The sequence below is a fragment of the Streptomyces sp. NPDC007875 genome (assembly GCF_042868035.1).
Lineage (GTDB): Bacteria > Actinomycetota > Actinomycetes > Streptomycetales > Streptomycetaceae > Streptomyces > Streptomyces antimycoticus.
The window spans coordinates 34,288-51,075 of record NZ_JBIADZ010000007.1 but is presented as its reverse complement, the minus strand read 5'-3'; the positions used below and the strand labels follow the sequence as shown (position 1 = coordinate 51,075).

General features: G+C 72.0%; 4 protein-coding genes and 2 pseudogenes. 2 read left to right on the top strand and 4 right to left on the bottom strand.

The features are described from left to right. Positions 1 to 75: 75 nt before the first annotated feature. The 3 genes and pseudogenes from ACFYOY_RS16420 to ACFYOY_RS16410 form a co-directional block, all read right to left on the bottom strand. Complete coding sequence (locus ACFYOY_RS16420) at positions 76 to 2,655, bottom strand: tetratricopeptide repeat protein (protein ID WP_388587656.1); 2,580 nt, start codon at positions 2,653 to 2,655, stop codon at positions 76 to 78. A gap of 290 nt (positions 2,656 to 2,945) precedes the next feature. After that, positions 2,946 to 3,154: pseudogene (locus tag ACFYOY_RS16415) on the bottom strand (DUF397 domain-containing protein). After that, positions 3,151 to 3,988, bottom strand: a pseudogene (locus ACFYOY_RS16410) (helix-turn-helix domain-containing protein). The pseudogenes ACFYOY_RS16415 and ACFYOY_RS16410 overlap by 4 nt, the downstream one beginning before the upstream one ends. Before the next feature lie 372 nt (positions 3,989 to 4,360). Here ACFYOY_RS16410 and ACFYOY_RS16405 point away from each other — a divergent pair. Further along, positions 4,361 to 4,711, top strand: a complete 351-nt coding sequence (locus ACFYOY_RS16405; protein ID WP_388587654.1) for a hypothetical protein — start codon at positions 4,361 to 4,363, stop codon at positions 4,709 to 4,711. Then, positions 4,711 to 4,926 (top strand): hypothetical protein, encoded by a 216-nt coding sequence (locus ACFYOY_RS16400; RefSeq protein ID WP_351882298.1) that lies wholly within the window; start codon positions 4,711 to 4,713, stop codon positions 4,924 to 4,926. Before ACFYOY_RS16405 ends, ACFYOY_RS16400 begins: the two co-directional genes overlap by 1 nt. A gap of 55 nt (positions 4,927 to 4,981) precedes the next feature. Here ACFYOY_RS16400 and ACFYOY_RS16395 read toward each other — a convergent pair whose 3' ends face one another. Then, complete coding sequence (locus ACFYOY_RS16395; protein ID WP_388587651.1) at positions 4,982 to 16,735, bottom strand: type I polyketide synthase; 11,754 nt, start codon at positions 16,733 to 16,735, stop codon at positions 4,982 to 4,984. Between the last annotated feature and the right edge of the window lie 53 nt (positions 16,736 to 16,788).

Below are 16,788 nucleotides of genomic sequence, written 5' to 3'. Positions count from 1 at the left end.
GAGGGAGCGAGAGCTTCGCAGCGAGGACTCATTCGCCACGTGGGGTACGTCAGCCCGGGCGGTCGCCCCCGCACCTCAGGGGTGGTCGCCGATTTCCCGGAAGATGGTGAGCGCCTTCGTTCGGGCGTCGATGGCCTTCTTGAATCGCCCCCTCGCCAACAGGGCGTTGCTGAGGTTGTGCAGGGCTAGACCCTCACGGTGGCGGTCGCCGGTTTCCCGGAAGATGGTGAGCGCCTTCGTCTGGACGTCGATGGCTTCCTTGAACCGCCCCGCCTTCGACAGAGTGGCGCCGAGGTTGTGCAACGCCAATCCTTCACGGTGGCGGTCGCCGAGGTCGCGGTAGCTGGCCGCGGCCTGGGTGTGAGCGTCGATAGCCTCACTCAACCGCCCCATCTCACCCAGAGGCCGACCGAGATTGTTCAGCGCTTGGCTTTCACCATGGCGGTCCCTGGTCTCACGGAAAATGGCGGCGGCCTGGGTGTGAGCATCGATAGCCTCGCCGAACCGTCCGACCTCGACCAGAGCCAGGCCATGGTTGTTCAGCGCGATGCCTTCACGGTGGTGATCGCCGACCTCACCGTAGATCGCGGCGGCCTTGGCGTGAGCATTGATGGCCTGGTCGAACCGCCGTAGCCCGACCAGAGCCCGGCCAAGGTTGTTAAACGCGAGTGCTTCACCGTGGCGGTCACCGTGGGTGCGAAAGATGGTGGCAGCCACCACATGGTATTCGGTGGCCCATTCGAACTGCCGCAGCTCGGTCAAGACGCCGCCAGCGTTGTTCAGCGCATGGGCAGCATCCTGGCGGTTGCCGGCCTTATTGAAAATGGTGGCTGCCTGGGTGTAGGCGATGAGAGCATCGTCGAACCGCCGCAGCTCATTCAAAGTGGTGCCGAGGTTGCTGAGCGCATGACCTTCCCTCTGACCGTCGCCGGTTTCATGGAAAATGGTGACCGCCTGGGTATGCGCGGTGACGGCATCGTCGAACCGCCGCAGCTCAGTCAGCGCGCTGCCGAGATTCGTCAGCGCCCCCGCTTCACCGTCGCGGTCCCCGAGGTCGCGATAGACGATTGCGGCATTGTCGTGGGCGTCGATGGCCTCGTCGAACCGCCGCAGCCCGGCAAAGGCGAGACCGAGCTGGTTCAGCGCCGCCGCTTCACCGCAGCGGTCCTCGAACTCACGGCAGATGGCCAGGGCCGTCGTCGTGACGTTCACCCAGTCATCAAAGGCATAGCGGTCGTGGAGGTATCGGGTAAGAGCGTCCGCAAGGTCGAAGCTGGTTTTCTGGAGGCCGAATCGCGGAGCCGCGGTGACGGTGGCGACGAGGTTAGGGCGTTCGGCATCCAGCCAGGCCAGCGCGCCATCGCGGTCCGGAAAACAGGCCGAGGGGGTGCCGCGTCTCGTGTCCAGATGGGTGCTAGCAGCCTCCGCGGTGGTCTGGTAGTAGGCAAAGAGACGGGAGCGGGCCACGTTACGTTCATCGCTGTCGGCGTGGAGGCGGCCCTTCTCGTCGGCATACAGGCGCACGAGGTCGTGAAACCGCCAGCGGCCCCAGACGTGTGCAGGTTCGAGCAGGTGGGCGCGGGCCAGGTCTTGAAGGAGTCCCTCCACCTCGTACAGGTCGTCGGCGGCAAGGTTGGCAGCGGTTTCGGTAGAAAGGTCGTCGCCAGGGTTGAGCGACAGCAACCGGAACAGGCGGGCCTGTTGGTGGCCGAGGTGCTGGTGGGAGAGATCGAAGGCAGCGCGTACCGCGCGCTCCTCGCGGCGGAGCCGGTCCAGCCGGCGGTGCTCCGCTTCAAGGGCCAGAGCCAGGGAGACCAGCGGCCGCTGAGGAGTATCAGCCAGCAGGGCGGTTGCGATACGCAGGGCCAGCGGCAGGCCGGCACAGAGCCGGGCGATGGCTTTCGCGTGCTCTGGCTCGTCCCGCACACGGGTGTCGCCGGGGCCAAGGGCGTTGTGCAGGGCTTGGTCGAGCAACTCGATGGAGGATCGCACGTCGAGGACGTCGAGGTCGTGCAGACGAGCGTCGATGTCCAGCGTGTGACGGGAGGTGAGCAGAGCGGCGGTGGTGCCATCGGTGGGCAGCAGAGGGCGAGCTTGCTCCTCGTCGGAGGCGTTGTCGATGACGACCAGTATCCGCCGTCCCTGTTCCGCGAAGGCGGCCAGCACACTGCGATACAGCCGCGTACGGTCCTGCAGGCCGTCGGGGATGTGCTCGCCGGGCATTCCCAGAGCCCGTAACAGACCGTCCAGGGCATGATCTGGAGGCAGTCGCCGTTCGCTGTCGTAGCCGAACATGTCGACGAACAGCACGCCGCCGGGAAACCAGCCCGGCTCCTTCAACGCACGGGTGGCTGTCTGTACAACCAGTTCGGTCTTGCCGACTCCGGCCATCCCCGCCACCGCCGCTAGCAGCGGTGCTTTCCGCTGCTCCCTGCCGGGAGCGAGGCCCTCGAGTAGCCGCTCCACCTGCTCCTCACGACCGGTGAAAGTGCCGGACGCCGGAGGGAGTGCGGACAGCGCCGGGGTGACCTGCGGCGGCAACTGTACGGTGATGTCCCGGCCCTGGATCACGGCGTGGAAGAACACACCACCATTGATCGTGTTCGACGCCGCCCCGCTCGCGCCGTCCCGCCCGATGGCATCTGCCTCGGCCATGCCGCTCAGCCCTGTGGCGACGGGCTCAGCCCCGTCCACGTCTGCCGCCCGAGTTCGCCACCGGCGCCGTCAGCCAGCGCCACCAGCAGCGTTTTCACCGATATCGGATTCATCTCGTACCCCCGTTGGCACATCGGTTGCTCACCGACGGTGAACACAATAGGGGGACCGGCACCCGGGTTGGAACAGGTTGACAGACCGCGTAACGCCTGCGGCGACCAGCTGGGCACACCACGACGACGGCCCCCGATCCGGGGGCCGATCGCTTCGGTGACTGGCTGCCGGCCGGGTCAGGTGGTGGGGAACTCCCCGCGCCCGACAGCGGAGACGAACGACGACCAGGCGGTCGGCTCGAACATGAGCGCCGGGCCGTGCGGGTCCTTGCTGTCCCGGACGGGGACCACGCCGCGCAAGGCGACGAGGTTGGCGGCGACCTCTACGCAGGCGCCGCCGTTGTCGCTGTACGAGGACGTGAACCAACGGGGGATTCGGTCGTCATGGAGTGCCCTTCCGCAACTGACTGATCATGGCTACAGACTGAGCCTGAGAAGGTGCTTCGGCCTGTAGCTGATGGTAGGCCGTCAGCACGGGCACCACGGAGCTGCTGTCCCGTTCGAAATGGCCCCGCTGGGCGGACTCCGCGTAGGACATGAGCGAGCGGTCCGGCATCGTCAGGATGTAGAGCGGCAGATTGAACGGGCGGCGCGTGCCCATGTCGAACGGGGCGACCTGGAGCACGGTGTTCGGCAGCTCGGCGAACTCGGCCAGCCGGGCGAACTGGGCGTCCATGACGGCGGGCTCGCCGATGGGACGACGGAGACAGCTTTCGTCCAGCACCACGAAGACCAGCGGCGGGCGCGTCCGGACGAGCGTGGCCTGCCGCTCCGCGACGAGCGCCACCCGCTCCCACGCCTGTTCGGCGGTGATCGCCCCCCCGCTTGACGGCGCTCTCCGCCAGGGCCGTCGCGTACTCCGGTGTCTGGAGCAGACCGGGGATGACGCCCACTTCGTACAGCCGGATCTCCGCCGCCCGGCCCTCGTGCCCCACGTACTCGGGGAAGCCCTCCAACAGGCTGCCGTGGCGGATCTCGCGCCACTGTCGCTCGAACGAGTCCGCCGTCCCCTCGGTCCCAAAGGCGCGGTCCGTACTGCGCACGAAACGAAGAGTCGGAGGCTTCCGAGCAGTTTCGATGGCCGAAATATGCACACTGGAATATTCCGTCCGATCCGCCAGGTCTTCCTGTGTCCAGCCACGGCCTTCACGCAAGCTGCGCAGGCGTGCCCCGAAGGCAGCCAGCGGACTGCTGTCCGGGTGTAACTCCTTGCGATTCACCTGGCTTCACCATCCCTCTGTCCCCGCCTGACGAGTTGAATGATCCCCCGCTGAGGGTCACGCCGAACCTCCTCGGTAGTCACATCGCTACGGAGAGGAGCGATCGGTGGCCAGTGAGACCACGAACCCACCAGGCGCGCCAGAGCGTGAGCCCATGAACCGCGCTGACCGCCCGCCCATGCTGACCGGACCTGCCACCCCCTCACCGCATCGGGACGGCAGACCACGTCGCCTCGATCACGGCCGGTTTCCTCATGCGCAGGCCGGGCGTGACCCCACGGAAACAGACCGCGTACAAGACCCCCGCGACCGTCCGGCCGGCCCGGGGGCACGACCCTCAGCCGCTTGGAGGCTGATGAGTGTGGAGTCGCTGTGCGCGCCACACGGGATGGTGGTGATCCGGTGACCGCCGACGGACGGGCCGCCCCCGTCCTCTCCCCCGGGTGCGCCCTGTGCGCCACCCCCGGCGACTTCGGGGCCCACCACCCGACCGCGCCGCGTTCGGGCCTGTGCCCCGCGTGCGTCGCGGCCGGAAAGCCCACTCGCGACGGCCTCGAACAGGCCGTCGTGATCGTCGCCGGACAGACCCTCACGGAAGTCGAAACCCTCGACCTGGCCGACGCCACGCCCGAAGAACTGGCTTACCACCTCGGCACAATGAAGCGGAGCCTGCGCAGCCTGCTCCAACTCCTGGCCCCCGTACCAGGAGAGGAGGACCGCTGATGGCCGACAACCACCCTGACCGGAACGAACGGCCGAAGATGACGATGCGCGTCTACACCATGGCGCACAACGGGATCGTCACCACCCGACGCGCGATCGTGGCCGTCCTCGACGGGCAGAAGGGCGACGCCTACTCACTGGGGCAAGCGTGGCCGCCATGCCAGTGCCCCCGCCATCGCGACCACAACGACCCCGACCGATTCAAGCGGTCCTGAGAACAGCTCCGCAGGCGGGCCCGGCCCTTTGAGGGCTCGGGCCCGCGTCCGTCCGTCAGGACAGCCAGTCCTCCACGGCCCGTGCCGTCGTCCCGGCGTGCTCCTCCATCATCGTGAAGTGGTTCCCCGGCACGTCGAGCGCGGTGTGCGGGAGCTGCCAGTACGACCGCCAGTCGCCGTCGCGGGACCAGTCGAAGAGCCGCTCACCTGCCCTGACCAGCAGCGTCGGCGTCTTGACCTCCTTGGGCCGCCACTGGCCGAACAGCCGGAAGTAGGCGCCCATGGCCAGCAGCCGGGTGTCGTCCACCGGCACCTGGCCGGCGCTGCGCTCGTCCATCCCGGCGCTCAGCCCGGGCTGGAGGGCCACGGCCGCGTCCCGGTCGTGCGAGTAGATGTCGAGCAGGACGACCGCGTCCGGGAAGACCCCGGTGCTCTCCAGCCGCGCGGCCACCTCATGGGCCAGCAGCCCGCCCGAGGAGTGGCCCAGCAGCACGAACGGCGCCCCGTCGGTCTCCCGCAGCACCGCCTCGGCCTGCGCCTCGATCACCGCCTCCGGGTTGGCCGGGAGCCGTTCCCCGGCGACGAAGCCGGGGTTGCCCAGCGCCCAGACGTCCCGGTGGCCGCGGAATCCGGCGGCGAACCGAGCGTACTGGTGCGGGCCGCCGATCGACAGGATCGAGGAGAAGCACACCAGCGCGGGCCCGGTCTCCCCGCGCGACAGCCGCACCAGCGCGGGCGCCTTGTCCAGCTCGGTGGCGCGTCCGAACGAGGGGCGGAACCGCGAGACGTCCATCAGCAGCCGGGTGAACTCCTCCTGCTTGCCGAGCTGTCCGGCCTCCCGCATCATCGCGCCGAACACGGCCGACGGCTCCGCGCCCGCCGCCTCGTCACGCGCCGCGTCCGAGACCGCACCGCCCTCCGCGGCCACCGAATTGGCCAGCTGAGCGAGCAGTTGCCGGGCGACCAGCTCGGGCGTCGGGTGGTCGAACAGCAGCGTCGGGGCCAGCCGCAGCCCGCTCGCGGCGTTCAGCCGGTTGCGCAGCTCGACGGCGGTCAGTGAGTCGAAGCCCTGCTCCAGGAAGCCACGCGTGGCCCCCACCGCCTCCGCGTCCGGAAAGCCGAGGACCGCGGCGGCCTGGCCGCGGACCAGGTCCAGCACGGCCTTCTCCCGCTCCGCCTCGGCCAGCCCGGCCAGCCGCCGCGCCAGCGAGGGGCCGCCCGTGTCGGCCGCCCCGGCGGCGACGGTGCGCCGCCGGGCCGGAGCCCGGACCAGCCCGCGGAACACGGCGGGCAGCCCACCCTCGGCGGCCTGCTCGCGCAGCGGCGCGATGTCCAGGTGCAGCGGTACGAGCACCGCCTCACCGCCGACCGTGCACGCCGTGTCGAACAGCTCCAGACCGTCCCGCGAGGACAGCGGCGCCATCCCGGAGCGCTCCATACGGGCCACATCCGCGTCCGCCATGCCGCCGGTCATCGCGCTGCGCTGCTCCCACAGGCCCCAGGCCAGCGAGAGCGCGGGCAGTCCGGCGGAGCGGCGCTGCGCGGCCAGGGCGTCCAGGAAGGTGTTGGCCGCCGCGTAGTTGGCCTGGCCCGGCGCGCCGAAGGTACCGGCGGCGGACGAGAACAGCACGAACGCGGAGAGGTCCAGATCGCGGGTCAGCTCGTGCAGGTTGTGCGCCGCGGCCACCTTCGGCCGGAAGACCGTGTCGATCCGGCCCGGGGTGAGCGTGGGCAGCAGCCCGTCGTCCAGCACACCCGCGGTGTGCACGACGGCGGTGAGCGGATGCTCCGCGTCCACCTCGGCCAGCAGCATCGACAGCGCCTCGCGGTCGGCCACATCGCAGGCCGCGACACTCACCCGGGCCCCCAGCGCGGTCAGTTCGTCGACCAGCTCGGGCATCCCCGGGGCACGCTGTCCGCGGCGGCTGTTGAGCAGCAGATGCCGCACACCGCGCTCGGCCACCAGATGGCGGGCGAGCTGCCCGCCGAGGACACCGGTGGCGCCGGTGATCAGGACCGTGCCGTCCGGGTCGAGCTCCGGGAGCCCTTCCCCTACCCGGCCCTCGTGCTGCTCCTGGGTGGCGACCCGGGCCAGTCGCGGCGCGTGGAGGGCGCCCGCGCGGACGGCGAGCTGCGGCTCGCCGCCGGTCACGGCCGCCGTGAGCAGATCGGCCGAGGTCTCGTCACCGTCCAGGTCGAGCAGCAGGAAACGGTCCGGGTTCTCGGTCTGGGCGGTGCGGATCAGGCCCCATACGGCCGACCGTGGCAGGTCGTGCACCTCGGCGTCCGGGGACGTGGCGACCGCGCTCCGGGTGACGAACGCCAGCCGCGCCCCGGCGAGGCCCTCCTCCGCGAGCCACGACAGCGCGCTGTCCAGCGCGGCGTGGGTGGCCAGCCGGGCGCCCTCCGCCACATCCCCGCCCCCGGCGGGGCCGGTGTGCGGGAGGAGGACGACGTCCGGCCGGGGGCTGCCCGAGGCCACCACGGCCGCGAGTTCGGCCAGGTCGGGGAAGACGGCGCATTCGGCACCGGCGGACTCCAGCGCGGCGACGAGCCCGAAGGCGTCCGTGCCGTGCGCGGCGTCCTGGCCGGCGCTGTTCGCCGTGTCCTGGCCGAGCAGGGCCCAACGGAGGGTCCCGGGGGCCGCCGAAGGCACCGGCACCGGCGCCCACTCCAGCCGGAACAGCGAGTCGTGGTAGGTCACCTGGGCCGCGCGCAGCTGCTCCGGGGCGATACGCCGCAGCACCAGGGAGTCCACCGTCGCGACCGCGCCACCGTTCTCGTCCGCGACGGTGAGGGCCACCGTGTCCGGCCCGGCCGGGGCGATCCGTACGCGCAGCGCCGTGGCGCCCGCCGCGTGGAGGGAGACCCCGGTCCAGGAGAACGGCAGCCGGATCCCGTCGGCCTCGGCGCCCAGGAAGTCGCCGAGCGCGACCCCGTGCAGCGCGGCGTCCAGCAGCGCCGGATGCAGTCCGAACAGCGCGGCGTCGGCATGCTGCCGCTGCTCCAGGCGCAGCTCGGCGAAGACCTCCTCGCCGCGCCGCCAGGCGGCGCCCAGCCCCTGGAACGCGGGGCCGTAGCCGAAGCCGCCCGCCGCGAACCGCTCGTAGAGGTCGTCCACGTCGAGGGCGACGGCCTCGGCGGGCGGCCATACGGACAGGTCGGCTCCGCCGTCCATGGCGTCACCGGAGGCCAGAACACCGCTGGCGTGGCGGATCCAGGGCTGGTCCGAGGCGTCGCCCCGGTCCGCGTCCGGCTCCGGGCGGGAGTAGACCTCCAGCGCCCGGCGGCCGCTCGCGTCGGGCGCGCCGACGGTCAGCCGCAGCTGGATCCCACCCCGGCCGGGCAGGATCAGCGGTGCCTCGAGGGTCAGCTCCTCCAGGAGGTCGCAGCCGACCTGGTCACCGGCGCGGATCGCCAGCTCCACGAAGGCGGTTCCCGGCAGCAGTACGGTGCCGGACACGGCGTGGTCGGCGAGCCAGGGGTGGGTCTGGAGGGAGAGCCGCCCGGTGAGCAGGAAGCCATCGGAGTCGGGCAGTTCGACGGCGGCGCCCAGCAGCGGATGCCCGGCGGCGCCCAGTCCGGCGGAGGCGACATCGCCCACCGAGAGCGGGACCTCGATCCAGTAGCGCTCGTGCTGGAAGGCGTACGTGGGCAGCTCGACGCGCTCCGCGCCCGTCCCCTCGTACACCGCCTCCCAGTCCACGGTGACGCCGCGCGTCCACGCCTCGCCGAGCGAGGCCCAGAACCGGTCCAGGCCACCCTCGTCACGGCGCAGCGACCCCATCGCGGCAGCCTCACGGCCCGCGTCCTCGGCGGTCTCCTGCACACCCATCGTCAGCACGGGGTGCGCGCTGGACTCGATGAAGGCGCCAAAGCCCTCATCCAGCAGACGGCGCACCGCGCCCTCCAGCTCCACCGTGCGGCGGAGGTTGGTGAACCAGTACTCGGCGTCCAGCTCCGGACCCTCGACCCACTCCCCCGTCACCGTCGACAGGAACGGCACCTGGGCGCTCTTCGGCTGTACGGGGGCGAGCAGTTCGAGAAGTTCCTCGCGGAGCAGTTCGACCTGGGCCGAATGCGAGGCGTAGTCCACCGGCACCCGGCGGGCCCGCACCTCATCGGCCTCGCAGGACGCCAGCAGCTCGTCCAGCGCCTCGGGCTCGCCCGAAACCACCGCCGACGAGGGGCCGTTGACGGCAGCGACGGAGATCCGCTCCTCGCCCCACACCGCGATCCGCTCCCGAACCTCCGCCACCGGCAGCGCCACGGACACCATGCCGCCCTTGCCCGCCAGCACCCGGCCGATCGCCTGGCTCCGCAACGCCACCACGCGGGCAGCGTCCTGAAGCGTCAGGATTCCGGCCACGCAGGCGGCCGCGATCTCGCCCTGGGAGTGGCCGACCACGGCGGACGGCCGGACGCCCAGCGAACGCCACAGTTCGGCGAGGGACACCATCACCGCGAACAGCACCGGCTGGACCACGTCCACGCGCTCCAGCGACGGCGCGCCCGCGGCGCCGCGCAGCACCTCCACCAACGACCAGTCGGTGAACTCCGCCAGCGCCGCGGCGCATTCGTGGATCCGGGCCGCGAAGACGGGCGAGGCGTCCATCAGCCCCACCGCCATACCGGCCCACTGCGACCCCTGCCCCGGGAACACGAACGCCGTCTTGCCGGCCGTTCCGGTGCCCTGGACCAGCTGGGCCTCCGCCTCGCCCCGGGCGAGTGCCGTCAGGGCGCGGATGAAGTCGTCGCGGTCGGTGCCGACCAGCACGGCGCGCTGGTCGTGGACGGCGCGGGTGGTGGCCAGGGAGTAGCCGACGTCGGCCTGGCGCAGGCCCGGATCCGTGTCGAGGTGTGCCAGCAGCCGCTCGGCCTGGGCGCCCAGCGCCGCCTCGCTCCTGCCGGACAGGATCCACGGCAGCACACCGGGCTCGGGCGCGGCGGCGTCGGCGGCGGCCGTGGGGCGCTCCGCCGGGGCCTGTTCGATGATGGTGTGCGCGTTGGTGCCGCTGATGCCGAAGGAGGACACCGCGGCGCGGCGCGGACGGCCGGTCTCCGGCCACTCCAGCTGCTCGGTGAGCAGCGACACCGCGCCCGCCGACCAGTCCACGTGCGGCGACGGCTCGTCCACATGCAGGGTCCTGGGCAGGACGCCGTGCTCGATGGCCTTGACCATCTTGATGATGCCGGCGACACCGGCCGCGGCCTGGGTGTGGCCGAAGTTGGACTTCACCGAGCCGAGCCAGAGCGGCTCGTCCTCGGTCCGCTCCTGGCCGTAGGTGGCGAGCAGCGCCTGCGCCTCGATCGGGTCACCCAGCGTCGTACCGGTGCCGTGTGCCTCGACGACGTCCACCTCGGCGGCGGACAGCCGGGCGTTGGCGAGAGCCTGGCGGATGACCCGCTGCTGGGACGGGCCGTTGGGCGCGGTGAGGCCGTTGGAGGCGCCGTCCTGGTTGATCGCGGAGCCGCGGACGATCGCGAGCACCGGATGGCCGTTCTTGCGGGCGTCCGACAGCCGCTCGACCAGCAGCATGCCCACGCCCTCGCCCCAGGCCGTACCGTCGGCGGCGGCGGCGAAGGGCTTGCAGCGGCCGTCGGTGGCGAGGCCGCGCTGCTTGCTGAAGGCCACGAAGGTGCCGGGGGTGGCCATCACGGTCACACCGCCCGCGAGCGCGAGCGAGCATTCGCCGCTGCGCAGTGCCTGCACCGCCATATGCAGGGTGACCAGCGACGACGAGCACGCCGTGTCGACGGTGACCGCCGGACCCTCCAGACCGAAGGTGTACGACACCCGGCCCGAGGCGACACTGCCGGAGCTGGCGGTGCCCATATAGCCCTCGAGGCCGTCGGGGGCGCGGTGCAGCAGGGTGCCGTAGTCGTTGTACATGACGCCGGTGTAGACACCGGTCCGGCTGCCGCGCACCGCCGCCGGGTCGATCCCGGCCCGCTCGAACGCCTCCCACGTCGTCTCCAGCAGCAGCCGCTGCTGGGGGTCCATGGCGAGCGCCTCACGGGGCGAGATCCCGAAGAAGACGGGGTCGAAGTGGTGGGCGTCGTGCAGGAATCCGCCGTTGCGGGCGTAGCTGGTGCCCTGCTGGTCGGGGTCGTCGTCGTAGAGCGACTCGATGTCCCAGCCACGGTCGGTGGGCATGTCGGTGATGGCGTCGGCGCCCTCGACGACCAGCTTCCACAGGTCCTCGGGCGAGGTCACCCCGCCGGGGAACCGGCAGCTCATGGCCACGATGGCGATCGGCTCGTCATCGCCCGCTGCCGCGGCGGCCACAGGTGCGGCGGCGTCCTCCTGGCCGCCCTGGGCCTCGGCCCGCAGATACGCGGCGAGGGCGGCGGGGGTCGGGTAGTCGAAGATCAGCGTCGCGGGGAGCCGGACGCCGCTGACCGCGGTGAGGCGGTTGCGCAGTTCGACGGCGGTGAGCGAGTCGAAGCCGACCTCGCTGAACGCGCGCTGCGGCTCGACCGCTTCGGGCCCGGCGTAGCCGAGCACGGCCGCCACCTGCGTACGGACCACGCCGAGGACGATCGCCTCGGCCTCGGCGTCGGACGCCCCGGCGAGCTGCTGGGCGAGCGCGCCGGACCGCGCCGCGGCGGCGGCCTGGGCCGCGCGGCGGGGCGGGACGCGGACCAGACCACGGAAGAGCGGCGGCAGCATTCCGGCGCTCGCCTGCGCCCGGAGGGCGGCCAGGTCGAGGGGCATCGGCACGAGGAGGGCCTCGTCGGCGGTGTCCGCGAGGTCGAACAGCTCCCGGCCCTGGGCGGCGGTGATGGCGGCGACACCACCGCGCCGCAGCCGGTCCAGCTCCGTCTCGTCCAGCTCACCGGCCATGCCGCCGGACTCGGCCCACAGGCCCCAGGCGAGGGAGGTGGCGGGCAGGCCCTGCGCGGTGCGGTGCTGGGCGAGGGCGTCCAGGAAGGCGTTGGCCGCCGCGTAGTTGCCCTGGCCCGCACCGCCGAAGACACCGGCGGCGGAGGAGAACAGGACGAACGCGGACAGGTCCGCGCCCTGGGTCAGCTCGTGGAGGTTCCACGCCGCGTCGACCTTCGGGCGCAGTACGTGCGCCATGCGGTCGGGGGTGAGGGAGGCGATGACGCCATCGTCCAGGACACCTGCCGTGTGGATGACGGCGGTGAGGGGGTGCTCGTCCGGGATCGCCGTCAGTGCGTCGGCGAGGGCGTCTCGGTCTGCTACGTCGCAGGCGGCCCAGTGGGCTTCCGCGCCCAGCGCGGTGAGTTCCGCGGTGAGTTCGGCGGCGCCGGGGGCTTCCGCGCCACGGCGGCTGAGCAGGAGGAGGTGGCGAGCACCGCGCTCGGTCACCACGTGCTTGGCGAACAGGGTGCCGAGGGTGCCGGTGGCGCCTGTGATCAGCACCGTGCCGTTGGGGTTCCACGCAGGGGCGGGGGCCGGGGCGGCGGCGGGGGCGGCGGCCCTCGCCAGGCGCGGGGCCCGGACCTCGCCGTTGCGCACCGCGACTTCCTGCTCGCCGGATGCCACAGCGGTCCGCAGTGCGGCCAGCGAATCCGCGTGGCCGTCCACGTCTACGTCCACGAGCAGGATTCGGCCCGGGTTCTCCGACTGGGCGGAGCGGATCAGGCCGCGGGCCGCGGCGTGGGGGAGGTTGGTGAGGGGTTCGGTGGGGGTGGTGCTTGCGGCGCCGGTGGTGAGGATGACCAGGCGGGTGTCCGCGAAGTGGTCTTCGGTGAGGTAGGTCTGGAGCAGGGTGAGGGTGCGGGTGGTGGCTTCGTGTGCGGCTTGGGTGGGGCTATCCCCTGTCCCGCCCCTTCCCGCAACCATGGGCTCCGCCCCTGGACCCTGGTCCTCAATCGCCGGACGGGCTTCCATTGCCGCGGCCGGTGCCCCGGCACGCCCTTCGGGCGTGTCCTCAATCGCCGGACGGGCTTGATGTGCCGCGCTCGGATGGGCATGCGGAACCACACCATCGGAGGCCATCAGCGACACCACGATGTACTCCGGGGCCTCCCCCGCCGCCTCGGTCAGGGTGGTCAGGTCCGGGTAGGTATCGAGGCCCAGGGAGTTGGGGCCCACCGCCACCCAGCCGTCCGTGGATACCGGGCCGGACGGGGTCGGGATCGGCGTCCAGTCCACGCGGAAGAGGGCGTCCGCCGCGTTGCCGCCGGAGCGGTCGGCGCTCAGCTGGTCCGGAGAGACCGTGCGCAGGGCGAGGCGTTCCACCTCGGCCACCGGGGCGCCGGTGACATCGGCGAGTTGCAGGGAAACCGTGCCGTTTCCGGCCGGGGACAGCCGGACCCGTACGCTGTCCGCGCCCACCGAGTGGACGCGCACACCGGTCCAGGAGAAGGGCAGTCCGCCCTGGCCCGGGTTCTCGGTCAGATCGCTGAGGCCGATGGTGTGCAGGACGGCGTCCAGCAGGGCCGGGTGCAGTCCGAAGAAGGCGGCGCCGGGTTCGGCGTCCTCGGGCAGGGCGACCTCGGCGTAGACCTCGCCGTCGCCCCGCCAGGCGGCCCGCAGCCCCTGGAAGACCGGGCCGTAGCCGAAGCCCGCCTCGGCCAGGCCGTCGTACAGTCCGTCGGTCTCGATGCGCTCGGTGCCCGCGGGCGGCCAGGCGCTCAGGTCGAACGACGGGGCCGCGGGCGCGCTCTCCGCGAGCACACCGGTGGCGTGCCGCAGCCACGGTTCGTCGTCTCCGGCCTCGTCGGGGCGGGAGTGGAGGGCGAGGGTGCGGCGGCCGGTGTCGTCCTGGGCGCCCACGGCGATCTGGAGCCGGACCCCGCCCCGCTCGGGCAGGATCAGCGGGGCCTCCAGGGTGAGTTCCTCGACCAGGTCGCAGCCGGCCTGCTCACCGGCGCGCACCGCCAGCTCCACGAACGCGGTGCCGGGCAGCAGCACCGCGCCCATGACGGCGTGGTCGGCCAGCCACGGGTGGGTGTCCAGGGCGAGCCGCCCGGTGAACAGGAAGCCCTCCGCGTCGGCCAGGGACACGGCCGTGCCGAGCAGCGGATGGTCGGCGGTGCCGAGGCCGAACGAGGAGACGTCGCCGTAGGCGGTGCCCGCGTCCAGCCAGTAGTGCTCGCGCTGGAAGGCGTAGGTGGGCAGCTCGACGCGCTCGGCGCCGGTCCCCGCGTAGTACGCCTCCCAGTCGGGGGCCGTGCCGCGGGTGTGGAGGGTGGCCAGGGCAGTGGTCAGGGTTTCGGCCTCGGGGCGGTCCTTGCGCAGCGCGGCGGCGAACGCCACGTGCTCGGACTCGCCCGCCAGGCACTCCTGGCCGAGCGCGGACAGCACACCGTCCGGGCCGAGTTCGAGGTAGGTGGTGACGCCCTGCGCCTCCATGGCGCGCATACCGTCGAGGAAGCGCACGGCCTCGCGGACATGGCGGACCCAGAAGTCGGCGGTGGCGATCTCCGCGGCGGGCGCGATGCCGCCGGTCAGGTTGGAGACCACCGGGATCTTCGGGGCCTCGTACGTCAGGCTCTCGGCGACCTTGCGGAACGCCTCCAGCATCGGGTCCATCAGCGGCGAGTGGAAGGCGTGGCTGACGGTGAGGCGTTTGGTCTTGCGGCCCTGGGCCTCGAAGCCTTCCGCGATCTCCACCGTGGCGTCCTCGTCACCGGCGATGACGACCGACGTCGGGCCGTTGAGCGCGGCGATCGAGACGCGCTCGGTCAGCTGCGGCGCCACCTCGTCCTCGGACGCCTGGACGCCGATCATCGCGCCGCCGCCCGGCAGCCGCTGCATCAAGCGGCCCCGGGCCGCCACCAGCAGAGCGGCGGCGTCGAGCGAGAGCACCCCCGCCACATGCGCGGCGGCGATCTCGCCGATGGAGTGTCCGGAGACCACGTCCGGCTTCAGCCCCCACGACTCGACGAGGCGGAACAGCGCCACCTCGATGGCGAACAGCGCGGGCTGGGTGAAGCCGGTCCGGTCCAGCGCGGCGGCGTCGTCGCCGAACAGCACGTCCTTCAGCGGCCGTTCCAGGCGCGGGTCGAGCGCGGCACACACCGCGTCAAACGCCTCGGCGAACGCCGGGTAGGTCGAGTACAGCTCGTGTCCCATGCCGAGGCGCTGGCTGCCCTGGCCGGTGAAGAGGAACGCCAGCTTGCCCCGCGTCTCCACGCCCTGGACCACCCCGGCGGCGGGCTGACCGGAGGCGAGCGCGGCGAGGCGGTCGAGGAAGGTCGCGCGGTCACCGGCGATGACGGCGGCCCGGTTCTCCAGGGCGGCACGGGTGGTGGCCAGGGAGTGGCCGAGGGACACCGGGTCCAGCTCGGGGCGTTCGGCCACGTAGCGGTGGAGCCGGGCGGCCTGGGCGCGCAGGGCGTCCTCGCCCTTGGCGGAGACCAGCCACGGCAGTACCGGAAGGGTGCGGGGCTCCGCCAGCTCCTCAACGGGGGCCTCTTCGGCCTCCTCGCCGTCGGTCTCCTCCTCCGCCACCGGCGCCTGCTCGATGATCAAGTGGGCGTTGGTGCCGCTGATGCCGAACGAGGACACGGCGGCGCGGCGCGGACGGTCGGTCTCCGGCCAGGGCCGGCCCTCGGTCAGCAGCGAGACGGCCCCGGCCGACCAGTCGATGTGCGGCGACGGCTCGTCGATGTGCAGGGACTTGGGCACATAGCCGTGCTCGATGGCCTTGACCATCTTGATGATCCCGGCGACACCGGCGGCGGCCTGGGTGTGGCCGACATTGGACTTGATGGAGCCCAGCAGCAGCGGCCGCTCGGGGCTCTTCTCCTTGCCGTAGGTGGCCAGCAGCGCCTGCGCCTCGATCGGGTCGCCGAGCGTCGTACCGGTGCCGTGTGCCTCGACCACGTCGATCTGGTCGGCGGTCAGCCGGGCGCTGGCGAGCGCCTGGCGGATGACGCGCTGCTGGGACGGGCCGTTGGGCGCGGTCAGGCCGTTGCTCGCGCCGTCCTGATTGATCGCGGAGCCACGGACGACGGCCAGCACCCGGTGGCCGTTCTTACGGGCGTCCGACAGCCGCTCCACCAGCAGCATGCCCGCGCCCTCGGACCAGCCGGTGCCGTCCGCCGACGCCGCGAAGGACTTGCAGCGGCCGTCGAAGGACAGCCCGCGCTGGCGGCTGAACTCGGTGAAGGTGCCGGGCGTCGACATCACGGTCACACCGCCCGCCAGCGCCAGCGAGCATTCGCCGTTGCGCAGCGCCTGCATGGCCAGATGCAGGGTCACCAGCGACGAGGAGCACGCGGTGTCGACGGTGAGCGCGGGGCCCTCCAGGCCGAAGGTGTACGCCACCCGGCCGGAGGCGATGCTGCTGGAGCCGCCGGTGCCGAGATAGCCCTCGACACCGGGCGGCACGGCGCGCAGCCGCGAGGCGTAGTCGTGGTACATGACGCCCGCGAAGACACCGGTACGGGTGCCGCGCACGGAGGTGGCGTCGATGCCCGCCCGCTCGAACACCTCCCACGTGGTCTCCAGCAGCAGCCGCTGCTGGGGGTCCATCGCGAGGGCCTCGCGCGGATTGATACCGAAGAACGCGGGGTCGAAGTAGTTGGCGTCGTGGAGGAAACCGCCCTCCCGGACATAGCTCGTACCCGCGCCGTCCGGATTGTCGTCGAAGAGCCGCCCGATGTCCCAGCCGCGGTCGGTGGGGAACTCGGAAATGCCGTCCCCGCCCTCGGACACCAGCCGCCACAGGTCCTCGGGCGACTCGACGCCGCCCGGGTAGCGGCAGCTCATGCCGACGATCGCGATGGGCTCCTGGTCCTCCGACTCCACCTCCTGCAGGCGGCGCCGGGTCTCATGCAGGTCGGCGGTCACCCGCTTGAGAAAGTAGCGGAGCTTTTCCTCATTCATACGTGCGTTTCCCTCTCGAGGAATCCGGAAGACCTTGTCACTTCACGCCGGCC

What these genes read in the sequence shown, in the direction of transcription:
- ACFYOY_RS16420 (WP_388587656.1), bottom strand. Translation starts at nt 2,655, where the DNA reads ATGGCCGAGGCAGATGCCATCGGGCGGGACGGCGCGAGCGGGGCGGCG.
- ACFYOY_RS16400 (WP_351882298.1), top strand. Translation starts at nt 4,711, where the DNA reads ATGGCCGACAACCACCCTGACCGGAACGAACGGCCGAAGATGACGATG.
- ACFYOY_RS16395 (WP_388587651.1), bottom strand. Translation starts at nt 16,735, where the DNA reads ATGAATGAGGAAAAGCTCCGCTACTTTCTCAAGCGGGTGACCGCCGAC.